Raw genomic sequence first — 22,921 nt, forward strand, 5'->3', positions numbered from 1 at the left:
TGTCAATGATTGCAATGCTTTTAGTAATTTTTTAATATAATTTTTAATATTGTTTTGTATTTGTAACTAAGAATTTAGCATAACAAGTACTGAAGAACCAAAACTATACTAATAAACCAGTTTTCCTAAAAATTTACTTTTACCCCATACCTTGCGTCTATATGACTTCACAATCTTCTCACTCTGACAAAATTCTAGTTGTTGATGATTCTCCTGATAACGTGTTTTTGATCAAAACTATTTTGGAGGAAGAAGGTTACACCATTAGCACCGCAGAAAATGGTATTTCGGCCTTGGCAGAATTAAAAGCTTCTCCTTGTGACTTGGTTCTGCTGGATCTGATGATGCCAGATATGGATGGGTACGAAGTCACCAAGCACATTCGTGGAGATATGAAATTGCCACAATATATCCCCATATTGCTGATAACTGCCCACGATGCGCCCAACGTCGCCCACGGATTAGACTTAGGTGCTGATGATTTTATCCGCAAACCTGTAACAGTAGATGAATTGCTGGCACGAGTGCGATCGCTTCTGCGTTTGAAGCATAGTATGGATGAACGTGATGAAATTGCCCGTCAGCGAGAAGATTTTGTCTCCCGTCTCACCCACGACTTACGCACTCCCTTAGTGGCGGCTGATCGTATGTTGATGCTATTTCAACAAGGCGCTTTAGGAGAATTATCATCCCAAATACAGGAAGTAATCGCCATCATGGCCCGTAGCAATATCAACCTGCTTTCTATGGTCAACACCTTATTAGAAGTTTATCGTTTTGAAGCAGGTCGCAAAACTTTGGCATTTCAACCAGTTAATCTGGGGCAATTGCTAGAGGAGGTGACTGGAGAATTGGCACCTCTAGCTCAAGACAAAGCACTGTCTCTAAATTTGGACTTTACTGAAGATTCAAGCACAAACACAGTGATGGGCGATCGCTTAGAATTGCATCGTCTATTTACAAATCTTATTGGCAATGCAATCAAATTTACCGACTCTGGGTCTGTGACTGTTCATTTCACTTTTCAACACCAGTTAGATAAAAGTAGTCAATCTCAGTTATCTGAAAAATCTAATTCCGTCGAATATATTAGCATTGAGATAGCGGATACTGGCCCAGGTATTCGTCCTGAAGAACAAGCAACTATATTTGAACGATTCCGTCAAGGTAGCCACAAGAGTTCTGGTAGTGGCTTAGGACTCTATCTTGCTCGCCGAATTGTCGAGGCACATCAAGGCATTATTTTGTTGAATTCTGAGTTAGGCAAAGGTAGCGTATTTATTGTCCTTCTACCGACTACAAAATTAGAAAAATAGTAGTTATAAATTATGAATTACCGAATTTTTACCCTGATAATTCATAACTTATAATTTGATTATTATATATTAGAAAATAATAAAAATTAATAAATTAAGTGTGCTGAGATAGCAACGATAACATTGAATAAATAGTTTTTTATGGAACGAAACAATGATTACCACTGAATTATCTAATATTGGCAATATTATCCAGAATCAGCGTGAGTTTTTTAAAAGTGGCAAAACTAAAGATGTCACTTTTCGTATTGAACAACTCAAAAATCTTAGGCAAGCAATCATTGAGCATGAAGAGTCAATAGTCGAGGCACTAAAAGCAGATTTACATAAACCAACAGTGGAGAGTTACCTTACAGAAATCGGTGTCATCAAAGAAATCGATTATGCTATAAAACATCTCAAAACCTGGACTAAGCCCAAAAAAGCACCCGTTTCTTTTGATTTTTTTTCCTACTCAGCGAGAATTTATCCAGAACCGTTAGGGGTTGTTTTAATTATCGGGCCTTGGAACTATCCATTTCAGCTAATTATCTCACCGTTAGTAGGTGCGATCGCAGCCGGGAATTGTGCAATTCTCAAACCTTCAGAAATTGCTTCTCATACGTCTGATGTTATTGCTAAGATTATTGCCAAACATTTTGACCCAGCTTATATTGCAGTGGTGGAAGGGGGTGTTGAAGCTAGTCAAAAACTACTTGCAGAAAAATTTGACCATATCTTTTTTACTGGTGGCACAGCCGTTGGCAAAATCGTTATGGTAGCAGCAGCAAAATATCTTACACCAGTTACTTTAGAATTAGGCGGCAAAAGTCCTTGTATCGTAGATAGTGATATTAATCTTGAACACACTGTCAGACGAATTACTTGGGGCAAATTTATTAATGCTGGACAAACTTGTATCGCTCCTGACTATCTTTTAGTTAATAAAACAATCAAAAAAGATTTAATAAATGGGCTGGAAAAATGCCTAAAAGAATTTTATAGTGATAATCCTGTAAACAGTCCTGATTATGCTAGGATTATCAGTCAAAAACATTTTGAGAGATTGGTTAACTTTCTCAAAGATGGTGAAGTTATCATCGGTGGAGAAAATCAACCTTCAGAGCGTTATCTTGCCCCCACAGTGATTGATAATGTCTCCTTAGAAGATTCTGTAATGCAGGAAGAAATTTTTGGACCCATTCTACCCATTATTGAATATACTGACATTGCCGAAGCGATCACTTTGATTAACTCTAGACCTAAACCCTTGGCGCTATACTTGTTTTCCCAAAACAAAAACCTACAAAAGCGAGTTTTGCAGGAAACTTCATCGGGTGGAGTTTGTATCAACGATACAGTGATGCAGGTTGGTGTTTCGTCTTTACCATTTGGTGGGGTGGGAGATAGCGGTATTGGCAACTATCATGGCAAAGCTAGTTTTGACACCTTTTCCCATAACAAAAGCGTATTGCAAAACTCATTCTGGCTCGATTTAAAATGGCGATACGCTCCTTATGAAGGCAAATTACCAATAATCAAGAAATTTTTGGGATAAAAAGGTTAAAGGATACAGGTTATAGGGTACAGTTTTTCTTGACTGTAACCCATAACCTGTAACCTATTCCCTTCTGAACTTTTAAAACCCAAAAGCATTACTGTAACGCTCCTCAGCCCAAGGTTCACCACGGCGGTGGTAGCCATTGCGTTCCCAAAAACCAAGTTCTTCACCAGCTAAAAACTCTAAACCATTAATCCACTTAGCACTTTTCCAAGCATAAAGATGGGGTACAACTAGCCGCATTGGGCCACCGTGTTCAGATGGAAGGTCTTCGCCAAAGACTTTAAAGGCAAAGAAGTTTTCTTCGCGCATAAAATCTTCTACAGAAATATTGGTAGTGTAGCCGCCGTAGCAGTGTTCCATAATATGGGCTACTTTCGGTTCTAGCTCAATCAGACCCATGAAATCTATAACTTTAATGCCAGTCCATTTAACATCGAGTTTAGACCAGCGCGTTACACAGTGGAAGTCTGCTGTGAATTCATGTTGAGGCAGCGCCATAAAGTCTGACCAACTAAAGGTAGCAGACTTTGCCAAACCCCAAACTCGAAACTCCCATTCCTGAGTGCTGACTTGGGGAGTTGCACCGTAAGTTAATACGGGGAAACCTTTAGCTAAGTGTTGACCAGGAGGAACGCGTTCCCCCTCTTCATTCCCTGGTTTCTGAAAAAATTTTCCTAGCATAGTTAGAGAAAACTTGTTTTTCTTAAGATATTTACAAGCTTTTTGCTGAGTTGCCAACAGCACCAAATTTTTTACTTTCTATATGATTACTTGATCATTACTCATCGATAATAGGTAATGGGTAATGGATATTCCCAATTACTCACTACCAATTTTTCTCGATCTAATGAGCTTGTTTAGAGTATCTATAATTCAAAATGCAATCAGGAAAGCTAATAAAAAGCGTTTATCCAGTGGTAAGAAGATTGGTGCTGTTTATGCTTTTCCTGACTGGAGAATTATGATTCTTCCTCTTCTTCAGCAGTTGGATAGACAAATGTAGAACGTCCAGTCAAAATTGACTTACCCAAAGAGAGGGCTTTTTGAGCTTCGATGACGGCTTTGTGCCTCCAGGTAGCTCGACGTTTATCTCGTTTTGATTTGGAAGTTTTCTTCTTAGGAACAGCCATGTCAGCAGATATTGCGATTTTTGACAACCTTCTTATTCTAGGCCATCCAATGACGCGAAGAACAACAGGTAAATTTAATTGATCGGTTGAGACTGAAGTAGGGCATGGGGTAGAGGGAATTCCAATTACCTCTTTTCATCTCCTGAAGCCCGTGTCAAGCTAAACTCGTCATTTTTGGGTTGGTAGACTGCTAGCTGCTGGAACTGCATTAGAGCTATTTTCAAAGAAAAGTAATGATCGCGCAGTTTTAAAATAAGTCGCCCAATTTTGAGCATCGGGACGCGATCGCCATTGGGGACGACTAACATCTAATGTCAGAACTGGTGCGATCGATCCATAATTTTGTACGGATACTATGATTGAAACATCAGTTACCAAGATATCTTGGTCGAAGCTTCTCTGAGCGGCTGCCCTAGCGGCTGCTTCCGCCCTCCGGAGAATGGTTTCATAGTTTTCTTCCGGCAGACGGTCAATAGCTAGATCAATTCTAGCGGTGTAAGCTCGCACAACCTGAGGCGCGATCGCTTCCGTCAAAAACCACGCAGGAACCGTAGATATGAGCAAAATTACTAAAGGAACTATCCGGATTCTTCTGGCAATTTGGCTAATAACTGAAAAGGGAGTGATCGATGATGGTAGGTGAGCATAAGTCTTGCTCATGACCTTTTATCTCCTTAGTGATGATCTGTTATTGAAATTAGGTGGAAGTATTTCCCGAATATCTAACGTAATAAAAATTACATTCTAACTTAAGATTCGATCAGAATCATCTAGACTATAAGACATAGGTTAGCTTTGTTTTTTTAGCAAAGCTAACCGCAATTTTAAGACCAGCAAACAATAACTGACAAAGAGCGGGATGGCAAATTACTGGGCGATCGCGATTGGCATCAATCAATATCAGTTATTTCAACCTTTAAGTTGTGCCCAAGCAGATGCTGAGGCAGTAGAGGATTTTTTGGTGACAGAGGCAGGTTTTCTCCCCAAACACTGTCTAGTCATGACGGACACCTCGCCACCGATTGGCGACAGATCAACTTATCCGACTAAAGAGAATATTCTGCTGCTGCTTGAGGATTTGGCAGCGACAAGTTGGCAACCGGAAGATTATCTGTGGTTATTCTTTAGCGGTTATGGGGTCAACTACCAAGGCAAAGATTACTTAATGCCAGTAGAAGGTAACCCCGAACTCGTACAAGAGACTGGCATAGAATTGCGATCGCTAATGCAAAGCCTGCAACTTGCTGAGTTGAATGTATTGCTACTACTCGATATCAACCGCGCTTTTGGCACTCAAGCTGATGCTCCCGTTGGTGAAGAAACAATAGAATTAACCCAAGAACTACAACTTGCGACAATTCTTTCTTGTCAACCAGAGCAATTTTCCCATGAAAGTAGCGAACTAGGTCACGGATTCTTTACAGCAGCCTTGTTAGAAGCTTTGCGTTCTGGTAATGGCAGTAATTTGGCAGATTTAGAAAGCTACTTAAGCCTGCTTATGCCAAAATTATGCCACCACCACTGGCGTCCTGTGCAAAACCCTGCCACGATCATCCCATCAAGGACGCAGGTAATCTTGCCAGAATTAGCAATGGAAAGTGATTTCCAATCAGAAGCAGTGATTTATCCTGAAGAATCTTTTGCTATTGCCCGTGCGGCTCCTCCCCTTGACGATTACCCTAGAACTTTAGCAGAACGGGGTAGATGGGGAGAAGCTATTGTGAATTCCTCCCAACACAAGGTCGAAAAGTCTAAAGCTCAACCAGTTCAGGAGTCAGCTACTAGCTTAGTTTCCCAGCCAATAGCGGAAACTTCTTTAGGAGCGAATCCAAAGGGAAGATTTATCCCCAATTCTTCCAAAGGTTACGTCTCTCGATTGCCATCGAATCAACCAAGCATCCCTTTTTGGAAACAGTTTATTTTATGGGGCGGAGGCAGCCTGCTGGTAGCAGGTTTAATCGCCGTAGTTTTTCTTCGTAATCAAGAAACTTTTAGAATTAAGCAAATATCAAGCACATCACCCAATGCTACTGCTAGCGATCGCCAGGTTATCGAGAATTTACCAAGCGATGTCTACGACGGGCTACGCCTACGCACTCCGGAAGTTAGATTTAAAAATCAATCTAGCGCCCAAATAACTTCTAGTTCAGAGTCAGAAAAGCGAAATCAAGCAGTCTTAGACTTGGCGAAAATGTCGCTCAAACAAACTCAAGCTAGTGATTTGAGCATGGCGATCGCTACAGCCCGGAAAATTAAACCCGGTGAACCACTGTACGAACAAGCTCAGGAGAATATTAAGATTTGGAGCCGGATGATTTTAGATTTAGCAGAGGGTCGTGCTAAACAAAGACAGTATGCTAGCGCTATCGCTGCCGCTCGATTAATCACCAAAGATGAAGCCCCCTACGCGAAAGCACAAGCAGCAATAAACCTGTGGCGTCTAGAGGGCAAGCAGTACGTGAGTAACAAAACTCTTTTAGATGCAGCTAATGCTTTAATTAAGTCTGGACAGGCATCTACCTACAATCGTGCGATCGAAGTTGCTAGGAAAGTACCACCAGGTCAACCTGGCTTCGATACTGCCCAAAAATCGATCAATAAATGGAGTGAGAAAATTTTAGACTTGGCCAAGCGTCGCGCTGCCCAAGGAGAACGTAATGCCGCGATCGCAACAGCTGCTTTAGTGCCAGAGGAGACGGCCGCTTACGAAGATGCTCAGGATGCCATCCAAAAATGGCAAAAAAAATAGTAAAAAAATAGCAGGGAGTTAGGAGTTAGGAGTTATATTTTTTTTAATTCCTTACTCCTGACTCCTCAACTTTACTCTTAGCACTCAGCAGTACTGTGATACATCTTCGCTGCATTCATCAGCTAGATAGCACAGCGCTCGGAAACGTAAACCAACCACTTCTTCATATAAGGGGTTGAGTTTACACATGGGCGGAATGTGAAACAGGGTTTTCCCAAATAATTTGACATCTCGCTCAAAGGGACACTGAGATGGAATCAATTTACACAAGCGGTGAGCTAGTTGGCGATCGCGGATTTGAATATTTTCTACACGCTGCCGTAGGGGTTGGAGAATATCCCAGTAAGGCTTGGAAATAGAAGGGTTTAGCTGGGTTGCTTTGTCGTCACTAGTCTCTGCTTGATTGATCGATACCCAGCTTGCCAGAAAAATCTTTTTTGTGGTATTGTCGAATACCTTCATGGTTAATCCTCTGTGTTATTGAGGTTATTCATCTTTTTGATGAATATATACAATGTGGCAACTAACTTTTCCAGAAAAATCGCGTTCTGACTGCGATATAATGTAATACCTGATTAGCCACTTAAGTCAGAACCTAATTTATTACTACGTCAAGTTAATCGCAATTTTCTGGGGATCGGTAGTGTAATATTACGATCTTGTTCATAACTTGATATAGTTTAAATTTTAATAAAGACATCCATCATTGGATAGGTATTAGTGTAACATTTACAGAACTTAATATCAGATATTCTTGAGAGCATTTTTGCTAAGTATAAATATCAGTAAAACCCTAGCAGGCGCTTTTCCCCCCGGTATTCCCACTTCCCACGTTCTCGCATCTTTTTTATTGCTGGCTGAATTTCGTAGAAGCAGAGAGAAATCTGTAGACGCTGCTACGCTTTAAAGCCAAGTGGGTTGGCTTTCGCAGTAGATGCAAAGCGGCTAGTCATGAATCGGTCGTCGCAAAGCCTCAGTAAAGAAAGTGATTTTTCTTCAATTTGCAGTCTATAGCGTCTTAGGGCTAACTTATCTGGGGTTAGCATTGGGTTACATTCCTGGTTTACGCATGAACCGCGCCACCATTGCTTTGGTCGGTTCTGCCTTTTTAATTGCTTTAGGTGTTCTGAATTTAGAGGAAGCATGGCAGGCTATTGATGCCAATACCATCGTATTTCTGTTGAGCATGATGGTAGTTAATGCAAACCTATCCTATGCAGGGTTCTTTAGACGATCGCTATCAGTGATATTGAGTATCACTCGCAGTCCTCTAGGTTTGTTGATGGCTTTAACTTTTGGTAGTGGTATTCTCTCTGCCTTTTTTCTCAATGACACTCTGGCGCTAGTTTTTACACCATTAACCTTGAGTTTGACCCAAGCTTTGGGTTTAAATCCGATACCTTATTTACTAGCAATCGCAGGTGCAACTAATATAGGCTCGGTAGCAACTTTGAGCGGTAATCCCCAAAATATTTTGATTGGCTCCTTTTCAGGTATCTCCTATCTAGATTTTCTGCGTGTATTGGCCCCAGTTGCCCTAGCAGGGTTGGTAATTCAGGTGATATTACTGTGGCTACTTTACCCCGATGTCCGCTCAGTCAAACCTTGCCAAATATTACCCACCACCAACCAACGGATTTATAAACCCTTATTTAATAAAACATTAGTCATTACAACTGGGCTGCTAATTGCATTTACTGTTGGCTTACCCTTAGCGCAGTCTGCTTTAGTTGCTGCTAGTTTGTTGCTAATTACTCGGCGGGTTAAACCCCAGCGCATTTTGCAAAAGGTGGATTGGAACCTGCTGGTAATGTTTTCTGGATTGTTTATCCTGACGCGAGTCACACAAAAGTTGAATTTGCTCCAGCCATTGACTCACACAGTAAACTCTGCCGCGAGTTTATTGGGTGTAACTGTCGTTTTATCTAACTTGATTTCTAATGTTCCGGCTGTACTCTTATTACAACCGCTGATTTCTCAAGGTGATACTAAGTCTTGGTTATTGCTAGCAGCAGGCTCAACATTGGCAGGGAATTTAACCTTATTTGGCGCAGTCGCCAACCTGATTACTGTAGAAGCTGCTGCTGATTTAGGTTACAAGTTAACTTTTTGGGAACATCTAAGGTTTGGAGCGCCTTTAACAGTGTGTACTTTGGTTTTAGTGTACCTCTGGGTTCATTGAGGATATGTAGCAACAACCCTAAGCTGAAAACACCTGCTGGGCTGTCAGGGTTAGTTCTGCGAATGTTTGAGAAATAATTTGCTGGTTTCCAGTAAACACAGTTCGCTTATAACTACCATTGTTTAGCAAACACACCGTCACCTTATTTTTTAAGGGATCAACAATCCAATACTCGACCACACTAATAGCTGCATACTCAGAGGTTTTTTGGTTATAGTCCCGCTCAACAGATTCAGGACTTACCACCTCAACTAATAGGGGTGGAGCAGTTTTGAGGATAGCCGAAGTACTCTCAATACTTTGTGCCTGTTGGTTAGTAATTACACAAATATCAGGTCGCCTGGGTTGTTTATTGGTCAGCACCTCTGTACCGTTAGGACGCGGTTGTAAAGGCAGCCCCATTTTTTGAATTTCTAAAAAGAAGCGAACTAAGAGTAAGGTGATAATCGCCTCATGCTTACCAGTACCAGGAGGCATTTCTAGCAGCACCCCATCCTCAAGTTCATATTGCTTGTCTGTACCGTCATTAAAATTGATATATTCTTCAAGTGTATTAATTTTTATTGGTGTTTTAGTCATAGCGATCGCCTTCAAGAGCTATAGGCAAGTACTATTTACTGAGGTTTCTATACCCATAATAAAAGACTATATCTCACGGCAAAGCGCAAAGACGTTAGAAAAAATCTACGTCTCTGCGCTTTAGCGTGAGATTTTTATATTAAATTCTCTACGATGCTACTTGAGCAGCAGTCCGAGTGCGCCGTCTTCTGCCATCAGCAACTTTCACAGGCGGTTCATCAGGGATTTGCATCAACAGAGTCACAGATGGCTGACATTGCAATTCCCGACGGATGGAACGTTGCAATTCTCGTTCTAAAGTTCCTTGCAATCCACCCCAGTCTATATCTGCTGCTTCGCCTTCGCTAGGTGCAAATTCTGTCCAGCGCACAGTGAGGATTTCTTCAATGCGTTGTTTTACCCAGGTTTGTAGCAGCGATCGCTCTACACTTGTAACTACACCCCGTAGGTGAACTTCTGGTTTTGCCAACAGTTTACCATTCCAATCAATGGCAGCTGCGATCGTGATAATGCCTTCTGAAGCCATGCGTTGCCGTTCTTGCAGCACTTTGGCACTTACCATACCGGAACTAGTGGTATCCACCAATTCGATACCAGATGGCACTTTACCAGCGACGCGAATAGCATCTTCAGTCAGTTCGACAATATCACCATTCTGAATAATGATCATGTTTTCTGAAGGAATGCCCATACTCTGAGCCGTTTCTGCGTGCTTCACTAGCATCCGATGTTCGCCGTGAAATGGCACAAAGAACTTGGGTCGAGTTAAGGCAATCATCAGCTTTTGCTCTTCCTGACAGCCGTGACCGGAAACGTGAATCCCTTTATCCCGACCATAGACCACTTTTGCACCTTGAATCATTAATTTATCAATGGTGTTGACTACTGCGATCGTATTTCCGGGAATTGGGTTAGCAGAGAATACTACTGTATCTCCTTCGCGGATTTTAATGTGAGGATGTTCTTTGTTGGCAATGCGGGTCATTGCTGCCATCGTTTCACCCTGAGAGCCTGTAGTTAAAATCAGTACTCTTTCATCAGGTAGATTGCGGACTGCGTGCAATGGTTGCAGCAGATTATCTTCACACTTGATGTAACCTAAATTCCGGGCATGAGCAATCAAGTTCAGCATTGAACGCCCCACAATCGTCACTACACGATTTTGCTTCTTGGCGATATCCAAAATCATGTTGATGCGATGGACGCTAGAAGCAAAGGTAGTGACAAATAATCGCCCAGTGGCTTGACTAAATACTCTCTCAAGATTTGGATAAACTGAACGTTCCGAAGGTGTAAACCCTGGAACTTCAGCATTAGTGGAATCACTTAGCAGACAAAGAACGCCTTTTTCACCATGTTCTGCTAACCGCTGCAAGTCAAACTTTTCACCATCCACTGGGGTATGGTCAATTTTAAAATCCCCTGTGTGAATGACTACACCTAGAGGAGTATGAATGGCAACAGTGAAACTATCAGCAATGGAGTGGGTGTTGCGGATATATTCAACTAAAAAGTTTTTGCCAATTCGCACCACATCGCGTGGTAGAACTGTTCTGATTTCTGTGCGATCGCGCACTCCTGCTTCTTCCAATTTACCCTCTAGCATTGCCATTGCTAGCCTGGGCCCATAAATTACGGGGATATCAAATTGCTTGAGATGGAAAGCAATCCCGCCAATATGGTCTTCATGACCGTGAGTAACGATCATCCCTTTAATTTTGTGGCGATTTTCCCGCAGATAGGTCGTATCTGGCAAAACAATATTTACTCCATGCATCGCCTCTGTGGGAAAAGCCAATCCTGCATCTAGCAGGATAATTTCATCGTCATATTCAAAAAGACAGGTATTTTTCCCAATTTCGTGTAAACCGCCCAAAGGAATAATTTTCAAGGCGGAATTATTAGCTTCGTTTTTAGCCATTTTCTCCTTAGATCGTTACTTGTGGTTAATTTAGTTGATAGTTAACGAACTTGTATTTAAGACAACATCATTTGTCTCTTAATCCAGTCCCAAAGCAATCAAGTTTTAATTGAAGATTTCAATTTTTTATTCAATAAAATCGACTGTACACTGAAGAATTTATAGTATGTCTATCAGTCCTAGCACAGATTTTTAAATTGCAACTTATGAACAATTATGAGCATTGTTTATATGTATCTTTAGAAAGCGGCATAACAACGTTTAATCGCATGGTGGCTAGATTAAACTAAGTTCTTTCAGAACCGCTTCTAACTTTTGACTTACTTCTAAATCAGCTTCACATAGTGGCGGACGAGTTGAACCAACCTCCCAACCTTGAAGTTTGAGTGCTTCTTTCACTGGAATGGGATTTGAAGTGAGAAATAAAGCTTTAAACAACGGGAAGAGTTGGAGATGAATGTCCCTTGCTACCTCAATTTTACCCGCACTAAAAGCTTGGATCATCTGCTGTAGTTGGTTTCCTACCAGATGAGAAGCCACACTTACTACACCCTTTGCCCCGATCGCTAACAAGGGCAAAGTCATGTAATCATCACCAGAATAGATGTGGAATTCTTTTGGTGTCAAGCGACGAATTTCGCTTGCCTGATCTATATTACCAGTGGATTCTTTAATCCCGACAATATTGCTAACCTTAGCTAACCGGGCAACTGTTTCTGGCTGAAGGTTTTGCCCGGTACGACCTGGGACATTGTATAACAACAATGGTAAGTCGGGACAGGCTTGTGCTATTGCCTGAAAGTGCGCTTCCAATCCCGCTTGTGGCGGTTTGTTGTAATAAGGGACAACTTGTAAGGAACCATGTACTCCTATTTTAGACGCTTTTTGGGTAGCTGCGATCGCTTCTTTGGTGGAATTTGAACCACAACCTGCGATCACCTTGGCTTTTCCTGCCACAGATTTCAGTACCTCGACAAACAACTGATATTCCTCATCCCAAGTCAGGGTAGGGGATTCCCCTGTTGTGCCGCATACCACCAATGTATCTGTGCCGTTATTAGCTAGATGTGCTGCCAGTTCTGCCGCTACATCATAATTGACACTCCCATCTGCTTTAAACGGCGTAATCATAGCGGTTAAAACATTGCCAAAATCTCCCACCCTGTTTTCACTCCTGATTAGCCATATTTTTATATCTTGGTGGTTTTCTCTTGTAATAACCTATCTGCAAATTACTTTCAACAGTAATTTGCACATTTGCTTTTTTTCATTAGTTGTTTATTTTTACTAATGACTAGCTTGAAACGTAAGCTTTAGCAGGTTTGAGTAGGTTTTGTTCTACTAGTAATTCGGCGATTTGTACTGCATTCAATGCTGCGCCTTTGCGGATTTGGTCGCCGCACAACCATAATTCCAAGCCACAGCTATGAGAAATATCTTGACGAATTCTTCCCACTAAAACTTCATCTCTACCAGTTGCTTCAATTGGCATCGGAAAATAATTAGTTTCCCAATTCTCTACCAATTTAACTCCAGGAGAGGAATTTAAAATTTCTCTGGCTTCCTCTGCACTAAAGGGAGTCTCAAATTCTAAATTAATGGCTTCTGAATGGGCGCGGAGTACGGGAACCCGTATACAGGTCGCAGTGATTCTGATTTGCTGCGTGCCAAATATTTTTCGGGTTTCGTTGACCATTTTCATTTCTTCCTCACAATAACCCAAATCGTTTAATGGAGAGTTATGGGGGAATAAATTAAATGCCAGTGGGTAAGGCAATACCTCAGCAACTGGTGGCTGTCCTTGTAGTATAGCGCTTGTTTGGATTTTGACTTCTGCCATTGCTCTAGCACCAGCACCACTAGCAGATTGGTAGGTTGAAGCTACGATACGTTGCACTGGTTTAACTTTATGTAATGGCCATACTGCCACACTCATTAAAATTGTTGTGCAATTGGGGTTAGCAATAATGCCTTGATGATTAGCTGCGGCTTGTGGATTCACCTCTGGCACTACTAAAGGAACTTCCGGGTTCATCCGAAAGGCACTGGAGTTGTCAATTACCACTGCGCCTTTTTCGACGGCAACTGTTGCCCAAGTTTTGGATATAGAACCACCTGCACTGGCTAGTACTATATCGACATTTTCAAAGGCGCGATCGCTCACTGGCTCTACTGGTATATTCTCACCTTTAAACCTTAGCGATCGCCCGACACTCCGCTCTGATGCCAATAACTTTAAGTCAGCAATCGGGAAATCACGTACTTCTAATAATTCCAGCAACTCTGTGCCAACTGCACCAGTTGCTCCCAAAATAGCTAAACGATAGGATTTTGACAAATTTGCTTCCTCCTTTAAAATATTTATCTGCAATTTTTTGGAACAATTGACTATGTGCTTATTTTGCTTATATTTAAATAGCGATCGCAGCTTTAGAAATAAAGTTTGAATAGATTTAGATTTTTTTCTAATTAAATCTATAAAGATAGATTTAATAAATTTATTTGCTTGGTTATTTAATTAAGTTAATTGATATTGCATTTTACAAAACCGCCGTTCGATTTTTTCATGTATCTAAAACTAGATTATTGTAATATTATACAACAAACCGCCATTTAGCATAAAATATAGATATATCTGCACTTAGGCGTTTGATTTGTAAGGTGAATAAACATCTTGGCTGTAAATTGGGTTGCCAGGATGATGAATGTATTATGATGCAAATGTTGTAAAATCGGCAAACCATAAAATCGAGCTATGTGGCTAGGCAGCAGATTTACTCGCGCACCACAAGATAGCTAAAGTCAATGCTATAACTTTAAAATACTAAACTACTGGCTGAAAACCAGGATATCACGGTGGTAGCCCACTGAAGAATTAATTCCTGGGTTTTCAGTGCTAAATTCACACCAACTGAAGATTAGGGGCTGGCGAATAGGGATTGAATTTTCCCCCTTCCCGATACGGGAAGGGGGTTAAGAGGTTAGGTTTTCGTGGACTTTTCCAGATAACGTGAAAAGTTAGCAGCTAATAGCCCCCTTCTCCCTGGTTCTTTGTTAAACTCTTCCCAATCCGCAATAGATTCAGCAGTTATTACAAATATTAGGCAAGAAGCCCAGACGCTCTTATGCCTGGAAGTGTCAATAATTGTTATGAGAGTAAATTGTCAAGTCCTTGGCTATTGGCAGTAAACTGGATCTCTGTGGCAGGACACAGTATCCATCCTTGGATGTCATGTCATGAAGCTTTATGACAATTTCCCATCCTCCTTAAGAGACATCAAGCCATAAACGCGAACAATTATTGCGTCTTATGTGTACTCGGAGATTAAAATACCAGAAAACTAGAGACGAAGCATGAAAGTTACCCAGGAAAAACTTCCCGCCAGCCAAATTGGTCTGGAAATAGAGATTACGTCGGAAATTACCAAGCAAACTTACGAACAGGTCATTAAAAAATTAGCGAGTACTGCCAATATTCCTGGGTTTCGTAAAGGCAAGGTACCTCGGCCAATATTGCTACAACAACTGGGTACAACTCGTATCAAAGCAGCAGCGCTGGAAGAACTAATTCAAGACGGCATTGAGCAAGCAGTCAAACAAGAAGCTATCCCGGCAATAGGTCAGCCGCAATTGCGCTCCTCTTTTGAGGATTTAATTACGAATTATGAACCTGGAAAACCCCTGACGATTTCGATCGCTGTCGATGTAGAACCCGAAGTGAATTTAGTTCAGTACACTGATCTGCAAGCCAAGGCTGAAGAAGTCAAGTACGATCCAGAACGAGTAGACGCAAACCTTGATAAGGAACGTCAAGAATTGGCGACATTGATTCCTGTGGAAGGACGTGCAGCCCAAATTGGCGATATTGCCGTAGTCGATTTTAAAGGTTCATTCGCCAGAGTGGAGGGTGAAGACGAAACAACTGAACTAGAACCGATTCCTGGAGCCGAAGCAACTGATTTTCAAGTTGAATTGCAGGAAGATAAGTTTATTCCAGGCTTTATTGCTGGAATAATAGGAATGAATCCTGAGGAAACCAAAGAAATTGCGGCACAGTTCCCAGATCCGTATGCTAATGAAGATTTAGCTGGAAAAGCGGCAACTTTCACCGTAACGCTCAAAGAACTCAAAGAAAAGGAACTACCAGAAGTAAATGACGATTTCGCCCAAGAAATCAGCGATTTTGAAACCTTAGAGGAGTTACGCGCTTCTTTGGTAGAGCAATATCAAAAAGAGGCAGACGACAAAACAAAAGCAAATAAACAGGAAGCCTTGTTAACGGAACTGCTCAACCACGTAGAAGTTGACTTACCAGCAACCTTGATTGAGCAAGAAGTGGATGCAATGCTAACGCAAACAGCAATGCGGCTGTCTCAACAGGGATTGGATGTAAGGAAGTTGTTTACTCAAGATATTATTCCTCAATTGCGTGAGCGATCGCGTACTGAAGCAATTGAGCGGATCAAACGCTCTTTATCCTTGCGGGAAGTTGGGAAACGCGAATCTATTGAGGTAACACCAGAAGAAATTGCAACCAGAGTTAGAGAACTTTTGGAACAGTACCCAGATGAGCAAGACGTTGATGAAGATAGACTGCGCTCAATCGTGGAAAACGAACTATTAACCGAAAAAACCATCGATTGGCTTTTAGAACATTCCTCAGTTGAACTTGTACCCGAAGGCTCCTTAAGTCCCGCAGAGGAAATAGAAGCCGCAGAATCAGATGCTGATGCAGAGCAAGCAGAGGAAGAAAGTAGCGAAGCTTCGACAGAAGTCACAGAAGGATAATTAAAAATCCCACAGCCATATAGTTCACCAGTTCTAAGTTAAAAGTACTGGTGAAATGGGTAAGCTAAAGGAGATGAGGGAGCAGGGGGATAAATAACCAATGCCTCTTGACTCTTAACTCTTCAAAACTCAGGGATGAAGGCAGAATAATTAAAAAATTAATGAATTTTAAGCAAATTGTGACACATATTATCCCCTGAGCTTGATACTGTGTTACACGGGAGGAAATTATATGAGGCATAATGGTTAACACGTAGCTATAAAAATCCTATTCGTCGAAAAGGCAGCATTTGCTGCTGAAACATTTGTCCTAAATTATCGTCAAAGAAAGCTTGTATGCTTGTATCGCAGTCGGGAAACTACCCCATCAGCAACCAAAGTCGAATAAACATTAACTCCCAGTTGAACAGCCCTAGCAACATCGTGCCGATGGTGGTGGAACAATCTGGCATGGGAGAAAGGGCTTTCGACATCTACTCCCGCTTGCTGCGAGAGCGGATTATCTTTTTGGGAACGCCAATAGACGATACCGTAGCCAACTCAATTGTGGCTCAGTTGTTATTCCTAGACGCCGAAGACTCAGAAAAAGACATCCAACTGTATGTTAATTCTCCTGGCGGCTCGGTCTACGCAGGCATGGCAATCTATGATACAATACAGCAAATTCGCCCTGATGTTGTTACCATCTGTTTTGGATTAGCCGCGAGCATGGGGGCATTTTTGTTGACAGCAGGGGCTGCCGGTAAGCGAATGTCTCTGCCCGACTCCCGGATTATGATTCACCAACCACTTGGTGGCGCTCAGGGTCAAGCCATTGACATTGAAATTCAAGCCAGAGAAATTCTTTACATTAAGGGTAAGTTGAATGAGTTAATGGCTCATCACACTGGTCAACCCATAGAAAGAATTGAAGCAGATACTGAGCGCGACTTCTTTATGTCGGCAGAAGAGGCAAAGAACTACGGTTTGATTGATCAGGTCATTTCCAGGCAAAATCTTCCCACAGCAGGGGAAAACGTCACCATTCTGAAATAAGAGGCTGGTATGTCTAAGTACGACTCCCATTTAAAATGTTCGTTTTGCGGCAAGTCTCAAGAGCAGGTGCGTAAATTAATCGCGGGGCCGGGAGTCTACATCTGCGATGAATGCGTTGACTTGTGTAATGAAATACTAGACGAGGAGTTACTCGATACCAATGGTGCGGCAGCACAACCGGCACCAAGAGCAGAACCACCTCAAAAACGACGTACCCAATCTTCTAGTATTTCGTTTAATCAAATACCCAAGCCAAGAGAGATTAAAAATTATCTAGACGAACACGTAATTGGTCAAGACGAAGCCAAGAAAGTGCTGTCAGTAGCCGTTTACAATCACTACAAGCGGTTGGCGGTCATTCAATCTAAAGCCAGTGGCAAAGGTGCGGCAGATGATGCTGTAGAACTGCAAAAGTCTAACATTTTGTTAATTGGCCCAACTGGTTGCGGGAAAACTCTCTTAGCGCAAACCCTAGCGAAAATTCTGGATGTACCCTTTGCCGTCGCTGATGCTACAACGCTGACAGAAGCAGGGTATGTGGGAGAAGACGTAGAAAATATCTTGCTGCGACTGTTACAGGTGGCAGATTTGGATATAGAAGAAGCGCAACGAGGAATTATCTACATTGATGAAATTGACAAAATTGCCCGCAAGAGTGAGAACCCGTCAATTACCCGCGATGTTTCTGGCGAAGGCGTGCAGCAAGCCTTGCTGAAAATGTTAGAGGGAACGATCGCCAATGTACCACCCCAAGGAGGGCGCAAGCATCCCTATCAAGACTGCATCCAGATTGATACAAGTAATATTTTATTCGTCTGTGGTGGTGCTTTCGTAGGTCTAGAAAAGGTTGTGGATCAGAGAGTTGGCAAAAAAGCAATAGGCTTTGTGCAACCTGGAGAAGGCCAAACGAAGGAAAAACGAGCAGCAGATACTCTCCGCCATCTAGCACCGGATGATTTAGTAAAATTTGGCATGATTCCAGAATTTATTGGGCGCGTGCCAATGGTAGCAGTAGTCGATCCGCTAGATGAAGAAGCACTAATGGCGATTCTCACCCAACCACGCAGCGCCTTAGTGAAGCAGTACCAAAAACTGCTGAAGATGGATAATGTCCAGTTAGATTTTAAACCAGAAGCTTTACGAGCGATCGCTCAAGAAGCCTATCGGCGTAAAACTGGTGCCAGAGCGCTACGAGGCATTGTCGAAGAACTGATGCTGGATGTAATGTACGAGTTACCGTCCCGTAAGGATGTGACACGTTGTACAGTAACACGGGAGATGGTTGAGAAGCGATCGACTGCCGAACTGATAATACATCCATCTTCACTACCGAAGCCGGAATCAGCTTAATAGTCATTAGTCATTAGTCATTGGTTATTAGTCAAAAACTAAAGACTAATAGCCATTTAATAAGGGAAAATGACTAATGACAACTGACAAAGGACAAATGACTAATGCCTTATATTAATGTTCGTGGGGTTGAGCATTACTACGAATGGGTGAAAAAACCATCTGGTTCTTTGGTAAAACCAGTGATGGTTTTCATTCACGGTTGGGCTGGTTCAGCTAGGTATTGGCAAAATACCGCCAATGCTTTATCGGAGCAATTTGATTGTTTACTCTACGATATGCGGGGATTTGGCCGTTCTGGTGGGAAGCCAACCATAGCCGAAGCAAGTGAAGCTGTTGCCGAATCTGAGTCCCTCCAAGAAGAATCACAGGCAATCAGAGACTTAACCTATGAATTAGAGGAATACGCTGATGATTTGGCAGCTTTGTTAGATGGGTTGCATCTTCAGGGTGTCTATATCAATGCTCATTCAATGGGCGCGTCTGTTGCTACTTTATTTTTTAACCGCTACCCCCAACGAGTGGAACGAGGAATTTTAACCTGTAGCGGCGTTTTTGAGTACGACGAAAAATCCTTTAGTGCCTTTCATAAATTTGGTGGCTATGTAGTTAAATTCCGTCCCAAGTGGTTAAGCAAAATTCCATTTGTTGACCGAATGTTTATGGCCAGATTTCTACATAGTTCCATTCCACATTCTGAGCGGCAAGCTTTTTTGGAAGATTTTCTCGAAGCAGATTACGATGCGGCTTTAGGAACAATTTTTACTTCAGTCAGTAAGGCTCAATCTGAAGTGATGCCGCAAGAGTTTGCCAAGCTGACAGTGCCGACTCTACTCGTGGCGGGGGAGTATGACAAAATTATTCCAGCCGAGATGGGGCGTCAAGCAGCTGCACTAAGTGACAAAGTGGAATTTGTGATGATTCGCAACACAGCGCATTTCCCAATGTTGGAAGATGCGCCAACTTACTTGCAACGAGTACAAGAGTTTTTGCAAATTAAGACACCTGTTGACTGTTGACTGCGGGGTAGTTCACACGGTTAAGTGTACCTCTGTGATACCTTGACGCATTTTATATTGTCGCCTTAACCAAGACTTTTTAATTATTTTACCGAGTAAGGGAGCAAGTTTAATCAACAGCGATCGCAGCAGTGCATTTTTTCGCAGTAGTTCGCCTTGTGTAGCTTCCTCTAACTGGAGTTGCTGGGCGCGGATAATTTCTGGCTCACGTTCTGCTTGGATTTGCGATAATGCCATGTCAATATCCTGGTGTCCAGCTTCTCTGTGCAACAGTGGTACAAGATGATTAGCCGCGATAATCACATCACGAAATGCTAGATTAATTCCTTGAGCGCGGACAGGAGACATTGGGTGTGCAGCGTCACCCAGAAGCAATATCCCTGGTGCGTGCCATTGTGGACAATAACCTACCACAACAGAAAGCCGAATGGGGGATTCGATGGTGTCTGCATGATTACGAAAATGTTCTGCTAGCCATGAGGGTGATAGTGAGGCAAAAATCTCTGCCCAGTTGGCTTGCTTGGAGTCAGTGTTTTCGGTTGCCGACATTACCCAGGCTAGATGCAGTTTCCCTTCTTCTGCTCCATGAAAGATGCTAAATGTGCGATCGCTATTTACAATAGTACGAAACACATTATCGGTTGCAAACTCAGGACTGGCGGCAAGCTTAAACCAGAGAATATCAATATTTTTGGGCTGGCGTACCAATTCCAATCCTACACGTTGCCGCACAAAAGAATTTCGACCATCTGCCCCAATCACTAAGTCAGCAGTTAGTTCTCTCCCATCGCTTAGTACTACACCTGCGACACGTTGATTACTCCAGCATAAATCTTTGACCGGAACACCCTGGATAAATTCAAACCCATCCTTGGTTTGAGCTTCAGAAATCAGTGCATTGAGTAGCGGTGGTTGTGAAACCAGTGTACAGGGTCGGGTTGCTCCCATTGGTTCATCAACTCGAAACAACTGCTTTTCCCCCAAAATGAATTCCCACGCGTCGAGTTGTCGATGGGGAATATGCTCTAACAATGGGGATAGCCCCATTTGCTCTAAGGCATCTAACCCACTGGGCATTAATCCTTCACCGCGAAAAACACGATGAAAGTCTTTTGCTGCTTCAATTAACGTTACAGTAATACCACGTTTTACAAGGAGCAGGGCAAGTGTTACACCTGTTGGGCCTGCGCCCACAATCACAATTTGCACTACCTTAGCCCTCCTGTATAGATATTGGTCGAATTATCTTTGGATTAACCCAAACCCAGTTCTCGTTTTAGCAAGTTAATCGAGTTAGTACCGATATAATTTTCAACCTTAATCAGCTTCGGTGGACGAATAATATCTTCATCAGATGCTTGCACTGCTGCTTGCACTGCCGCAAAACTGGCTTGATCACTTATGATTACCTCAGCCCGTTTAACCATAGCTTGAAGTTTATAAACATCTTTTGGTTGTGCAGTCATCACTAATAGTTCATCTCCTCGGAGACCGTGGAGGATGACTTCTGCTGCTCGTGCAATCCCGGAACTGAGGCTAACTATGCCTACACAGTTTTCTTTTGGTAGGGTTTTCAATAGGCTGAGTTCTTTGCTGTAGTCGTAGATATCCAGAGGAATTACTCGTGCAGCTTTAGGAGCTGCGATCGCTTCCACATTACTGATAAAATACCGACTTGTAACTACTGTTGCAGAGGTAGTTTTATCTAACACAGCTGTTAATTCTTCCATTGCTACCAACTGGACTGGGATTTTTAGCGATCGCTCTAATTCATATACCATTAACTCACCAGCGCCCATATCATAGGATGGAACTGCAACCAGTACCCGCGCACTACAACGCAAGCGCCAGTCAATTTCTGCTAAAAATAGCTCTCTGGCTTGATTGAGTGAACATCCTTGGGTGAGCAGATCATCAAGTGCTTTCTGGACAACTTGATATGCATCAGGATTTTGTTTGAGTATTGGTGATTGCAGCCTGCTACCCCCCTCATGGCCTTGGGGACGAACATAAATTCCCGAACCAGCCATACTTTCAACAAATCCGTCTTCCTCCAGTTGACGGTAAACTTTGCTAATGGTGTTGCGGTGTAACCCAGTTTGCATTGCTAGTGCCCTTGTGCTTGGCAACTTGTAAGCAGGGGGATATTGCCGAGAAGCGATCGCAAACCGGATTTGATTAAACAGCTGGGTTGATGCCGGAATTTCGCTGTCTGGCTGAATACGGAATTGAATCATCAGCAAACCTCCTGAATACTAAGTGCTGAGTTTTGGAGCGGGGGAGAAACGCGATTAATCGCGTACTAGGGAGTGAGGAGTATACAAGTGTTGCTTTAATACTCAGCACTCAGCACTTTTAACTCAGCCTCCTTTGGTGTCTAGCTGCATTTGCTACATATTAAATATTTTATTTACACATAAAGTTTTTCTGGTACAAATTTCTAATGCGCTCATTATTGGTAATTGATAATTTAATTTCGGAAAAACCTGGGCATACTGGCATAGTTATATCAAATCAAGATACAGCTAATCACATAGCACTGGTAAAAATTATTATGACAGAGCAAGCAATAATTACCACAACGGTTAATCTTTTGCAAGATAATATTGAAGTGTCAGGTTATTTGGCAGAGCCAAAAGAATCTGGATCTTACCCAGGAGTCGTGGTATTACAAGAGATTTTTGGTGTTAACGTTCACATTCGGGATGTTACAGAACGGATTGCCAAACTTGGGTATGTTGCGATCGCACCTGCACTTTTTCAACGAACTGCTCCTGGTTTTGAAACCGGATACACACCCGAAGATATTGAAACGGGCAGAGGCTACGCCATGCAAACTAAAGCCTCAGAGTTATTGAGCGATATTCAATTAGCAATTGACTACCTCAAAAATCTGCCTCAAGTCAAAAAAGATAGTTTTGGCTGTATTGGTTTCTGCTTTGGTGGTCATGTCGCATATCTTGCAGCTACCTTACCAGATATTAAAGCTACAGCTTCCTTCTACGGTGCTGGAATTACTACTCGCACACCAGGAGGTGGCGCTCCCACTGTCACCCGCACCAGAGAAATTCCAGGTACTCTCTATGCCTTCTTTGGCACAGCAGATGCTAGCATCCCAACCGAACAAGTAGATGAGATTGAAGCAGAGTTAGAAAAATATAAAATTCCTCATCGTGTGTTCCGCTACGATGGAGCTGATCACGGATTTTTCTGTGACCGTCGTGCCAGTTATAATCCTAAAGCTGCTGCTGATGCTTGGGAGCAAGTCAAACAACTCTTTAGTCAACTGAATTAGTCATTAGTCATTAG

19 protein-coding genes are annotated in these 22,921 nt (G+C 42.3%); 9 read left to right on the forward strand and 10 right to left on the reverse strand.

The features are described from left to right. Nucleotides 1–161 precede the first annotated feature (161 nt). Both H6G26_RS16080 and H6G26_RS16085 read left to right on the forward strand, forming a co-directional pair. The gene (locus tag H6G26_RS16080) at nucleotides 162–1,316 is read left to right on the forward strand and encodes a hybrid sensor histidine kinase/response regulator (protein ID WP_190730216.1); all 1,155 of its coding nucleotides are present in this window, start codon (nucleotides 162–164) and stop codon (nucleotides 1,314–1,316) included. 154 nt (nucleotides 1,317–1,470) lie between these two features. Then, nucleotides 1,471–2,853, forward strand: coding sequence for an aldehyde dehydrogenase (locus tag H6G26_RS16085; protein WP_190730217.1), 1,383 nt, complete (start codon nucleotides 1,471–1,473; stop codon nucleotides 2,851–2,853). Nucleotides 2,854–2,934: 81 nt separating this feature from the next. Here H6G26_RS16085 and H6G26_RS16090 read toward each other — a convergent pair whose 3' ends face one another. The 3 genes from H6G26_RS16090 to H6G26_RS16100 form a co-directional block, all read right to left on the reverse strand. After that, nucleotides 2,935–3,540: a sulfite oxidase-like oxidoreductase gene (locus tag H6G26_RS16090; protein WP_190730295.1), complete on the reverse strand. Its 606-nt coding sequence runs from the start codon at nucleotides 3,538–3,540 to the stop codon at nucleotides 2,935–2,937. 278 nt (nucleotides 3,541–3,818) lie between these two features. Beyond that, the gene (rpmF, locus tag H6G26_RS16095) at nucleotides 3,819–3,989 is read right to left on the reverse strand and encodes a 50S ribosomal protein L32 (protein ID WP_190730296.1); all 171 of its coding nucleotides are present in this window, start codon (nucleotides 3,987–3,989) and stop codon (nucleotides 3,819–3,821) included. 168 nt (nucleotides 3,990–4,157) lie between these two features. Then, nucleotides 4,158–4,649 carry a hypothetical protein gene (locus H6G26_RS16100; RefSeq protein WP_190730218.1) on the reverse strand — a complete coding sequence of 164 codons (492 nt, stop codon included), beginning with the start codon at nucleotides 4,647–4,649 and terminating at the stop codon, nucleotides 4,158–4,160. Between the two features lie 199 nt (nucleotides 4,650–4,848). Here H6G26_RS16100 and H6G26_RS16105 point away from each other — a divergent pair, with 199 nt between their 5' ends. Then, nucleotides 4,849–6,738, forward strand: a complete 1,890-nt coding sequence (locus tag H6G26_RS16105; RefSeq protein ID WP_190730219.1) for a caspase family protein — start codon at nucleotides 4,849–4,851, stop codon at nucleotides 6,736–6,738. A gap of 84 nt (nucleotides 6,739–6,822) precedes the next feature. Here H6G26_RS16105 and H6G26_RS16110 read toward each other — a convergent pair whose 3' ends face one another. Next, nucleotides 6,823–7,200, reverse strand: a complete 378-nt coding sequence (locus H6G26_RS16110; protein ID WP_190730220.1) for a Mo-dependent nitrogenase C-terminal domain-containing protein — start codon at nucleotides 7,198–7,200, stop codon at nucleotides 6,823–6,825. Nucleotides 7,201–7,723: 523 nt separating this feature from the next. Here H6G26_RS16110 and H6G26_RS16115 point away from each other — a divergent pair. Beyond that, nucleotides 7,724–8,920 (forward strand): SLC13 family permease, encoded by a 1,197-nt coding sequence (locus H6G26_RS16115; RefSeq protein ID WP_190730221.1) that lies wholly within the window; start codon nucleotides 7,724–7,726, stop codon nucleotides 8,918–8,920. A gap of 18 nt (nucleotides 8,921–8,938) precedes the next feature. Here the strand turns inward: H6G26_RS16115 and H6G26_RS16120 are convergent, their stop codons facing one another. From H6G26_RS16120 to H6G26_RS16135, 4 genes are all read right to left on the reverse strand, one after another. After that, a complete protein-coding gene (locus H6G26_RS16120) occupies nucleotides 8,939–9,499 on the reverse strand; it encodes a Uma2 family endonuclease (RefSeq protein ID WP_190730222.1) in 561 nt (186 codons plus the stop codon). A 148-nt stretch (nucleotides 9,500–9,647) separates the two neighbouring features. Further along, entirely contained in the window at nucleotides 9,648–11,420 is a 1,773-nt protein-coding gene (locus tag H6G26_RS16125; protein ID WP_190730223.1) for a ribonuclease J, read from the reverse strand. Between the two features lie 276 nt (nucleotides 11,421–11,696). Then, nucleotides 11,697–12,581, reverse strand: a complete 885-nt coding sequence (gene dapA / locus H6G26_RS16130; RefSeq protein ID WP_190730224.1) for a 4-hydroxy-tetrahydrodipicolinate synthase — start codon at nucleotides 12,579–12,581, stop codon at nucleotides 11,697–11,699. A gap of 133 nt (nucleotides 12,582–12,714) precedes the next feature. Next, nucleotides 12,715–13,758: an aspartate-semialdehyde dehydrogenase gene (locus H6G26_RS16135; protein ID WP_190730225.1), complete on the reverse strand. Its 1,044-nt coding sequence runs from the start codon at nucleotides 13,756–13,758 to the stop codon at nucleotides 12,715–12,717. A gap of 1,016 nt (nucleotides 13,759–14,774) precedes the next feature. On the opposite strand from H6G26_RS16135, the gene tig reads away from it, so the two are divergent. The 4 genes from tig (at nucleotide 14,775) to H6G26_RS16155 (ending at nucleotide 19,612) form a co-directional block, all read left to right on the forward strand. Continuing rightward, a complete protein-coding gene (gene tig, locus H6G26_RS16140) occupies nucleotides 14,775–16,208 on the forward strand; it encodes a trigger factor (protein WP_190730226.1) in 1,434 nt (477 codons plus the stop codon). Nucleotides 16,209–16,544: 336 nt separating this feature from the next. Then, entirely contained in the window at nucleotides 16,545–17,243 is a 699-nt protein-coding gene (gene clpP, locus H6G26_RS16145) for an ATP-dependent Clp endopeptidase proteolytic subunit ClpP (RefSeq protein WP_190730227.1), read from the forward strand. Between the two features lie 9 nt (nucleotides 17,244–17,252). Further along, nucleotides 17,253–18,593, forward strand: coding sequence for an ATP-dependent protease ATP-binding subunit ClpX (gene clpX / locus H6G26_RS16150; RefSeq protein ID WP_190730228.1), 1,341 nt, complete (start codon nucleotides 17,253–17,255; stop codon nucleotides 18,591–18,593). Nucleotides 18,594–18,697: 104 nt separating this feature from the next. Continuing rightward, nucleotides 18,698–19,612 carry an alpha/beta hydrolase gene (locus H6G26_RS16155; protein WP_190730229.1) on the forward strand — a complete coding sequence of 305 codons (915 nt, stop codon included), beginning with the start codon at nucleotides 18,698–18,700 and terminating at the stop codon, nucleotides 19,610–19,612. A 12-nt stretch (nucleotides 19,613–19,624) separates the two neighbouring features. On the opposite strand, the gene H6G26_RS16160 is transcribed toward H6G26_RS16155, so the two are convergent. Both H6G26_RS16160 and H6G26_RS16165 read right to left on the reverse strand, forming a co-directional pair. Beyond that, nucleotides 19,625–20,821 carry an FAD-dependent oxidoreductase gene (locus H6G26_RS16160; RefSeq protein ID WP_190730230.1) on the reverse strand — a complete coding sequence of 399 codons (1,197 nt, stop codon included), beginning with the start codon at nucleotides 20,819–20,821 and terminating at the stop codon, nucleotides 19,625–19,627. 44 nt (nucleotides 20,822–20,865) lie between these two features. After that, nucleotides 20,866–21,849, reverse strand: coding sequence for a GntR family transcriptional regulator (locus H6G26_RS16165; RefSeq protein ID WP_190730231.1), 984 nt, complete (start codon nucleotides 21,847–21,849; stop codon nucleotides 20,866–20,868). Between the two features lie 317 nt (nucleotides 21,850–22,166). On the opposite strand from H6G26_RS16165, the gene H6G26_RS16170 reads away from it, so the two are divergent. Further along, the gene (locus tag H6G26_RS16170; protein ID WP_190730297.1) at nucleotides 22,167–22,907 is read left to right on the forward strand and encodes a dienelactone hydrolase family protein; all 741 of its coding nucleotides are present in this window, start codon (nucleotides 22,167–22,169) and stop codon (nucleotides 22,905–22,907) included. The last annotated feature ends 14 nt before the right edge of the window (nucleotides 22,908–22,921 follow it).

The sequence above is a fragment of the Nostoc sp. FACHB-888 genome (genome assembly GCF_014696655.1).
Classification (GTDB): Bacteria; Cyanobacteriota; Cyanobacteriia; order Cyanobacteriales; family Nostocaceae; genus Nostoc.

What these genes read in the sequence shown, in the direction of transcription:
- H6G26_RS16105 (WP_190730219.1), top strand. Translation starts at nt 4,849, where the DNA reads ATGGCAAATTACTGGGCGATCGCGATTGGCATCAATCAATATCAGTTA.
- H6G26_RS16080 (WP_190730216.1), top strand. Translation starts at nt 162, where the DNA reads ATGACTTCACAATCTTCTCACTCTGACAAAATTCTAGTTGTTGATGAT.
- clpX (WP_190730228.1), top strand. Translation starts at nt 17,253, where the DNA reads ATGTCTAAGTACGACTCCCATTTAAAATGTTCGTTTTGCGGCAAGTCT.
- H6G26_RS16100 (WP_190730218.1), bottom strand. Translation starts at nt 4,649, where the DNA reads ATGAGCAAGACTTATGCTCACCTACCATCATCGATCACTCCCTTTTCA.
- H6G26_RS16165 (WP_190730231.1), bottom strand. Translation starts at nt 21,849, where the DNA reads ATGATTCAATTCCGTATTCAGCCAGACAGCGAAATTCCGGCATCAACC.
- H6G26_RS16125 (WP_190730223.1), bottom strand. Translation starts at nt 11,420, where the DNA reads ATGGCTAAAAACGAAGCTAATAATTCCGCCTTGAAAATTATTCCTTTG.
- H6G26_RS16090 (WP_190730295.1), bottom strand. Translation starts at nt 3,540, where the DNA reads ATGCTAGGAAAATTTTTTCAGAAACCAGGGAATGAAGAGGGGGAACGC.
- H6G26_RS16085 (WP_190730217.1), top strand. Translation starts at nt 1,471, where the DNA reads ATGATTACCACTGAATTATCTAATATTGGCAATATTATCCAGAATCAG.
- tig (WP_190730226.1), top strand. Translation starts at nt 14,775, where the DNA reads ATGAAAGTTACCCAGGAAAAACTTCCCGCCAGCCAAATTGGTCTGGAA.
- H6G26_RS16155 (WP_190730229.1), top strand. Translation starts at nt 18,698, where the DNA reads ATGCCTTATATTAATGTTCGTGGGGTTGAGCATTACTACGAATGGGTG.
- H6G26_RS16170 (WP_190730297.1), top strand. Translation starts at nt 22,167, where the DNA reads ATGACAGAGCAAGCAATAATTACCACAACGGTTAATCTTTTGCAAGAT.
- H6G26_RS16110 (WP_190730220.1), bottom strand. Translation starts at nt 7,200, where the DNA reads ATGAAGGTATTCGACAATACCACAAAAAAGATTTTTCTGGCAAGCTGG.
- clpP (WP_190730227.1), top strand. Translation starts at nt 16,545, where the DNA reads ATGCTTGTATCGCAGTCGGGAAACTACCCCATCAGCAACCAAAGTCGA.
- H6G26_RS16120 (WP_190730222.1), bottom strand. Translation starts at nt 9,499, where the DNA reads ATGACTAAAACACCAATAAAAATTAATACACTTGAAGAATATATCAAT.
- rpmF (WP_190730296.1), bottom strand. Translation starts at nt 3,989, where the DNA reads ATGGCTGTTCCTAAGAAGAAAACTTCCAAATCAAAACGAGATAAACGT.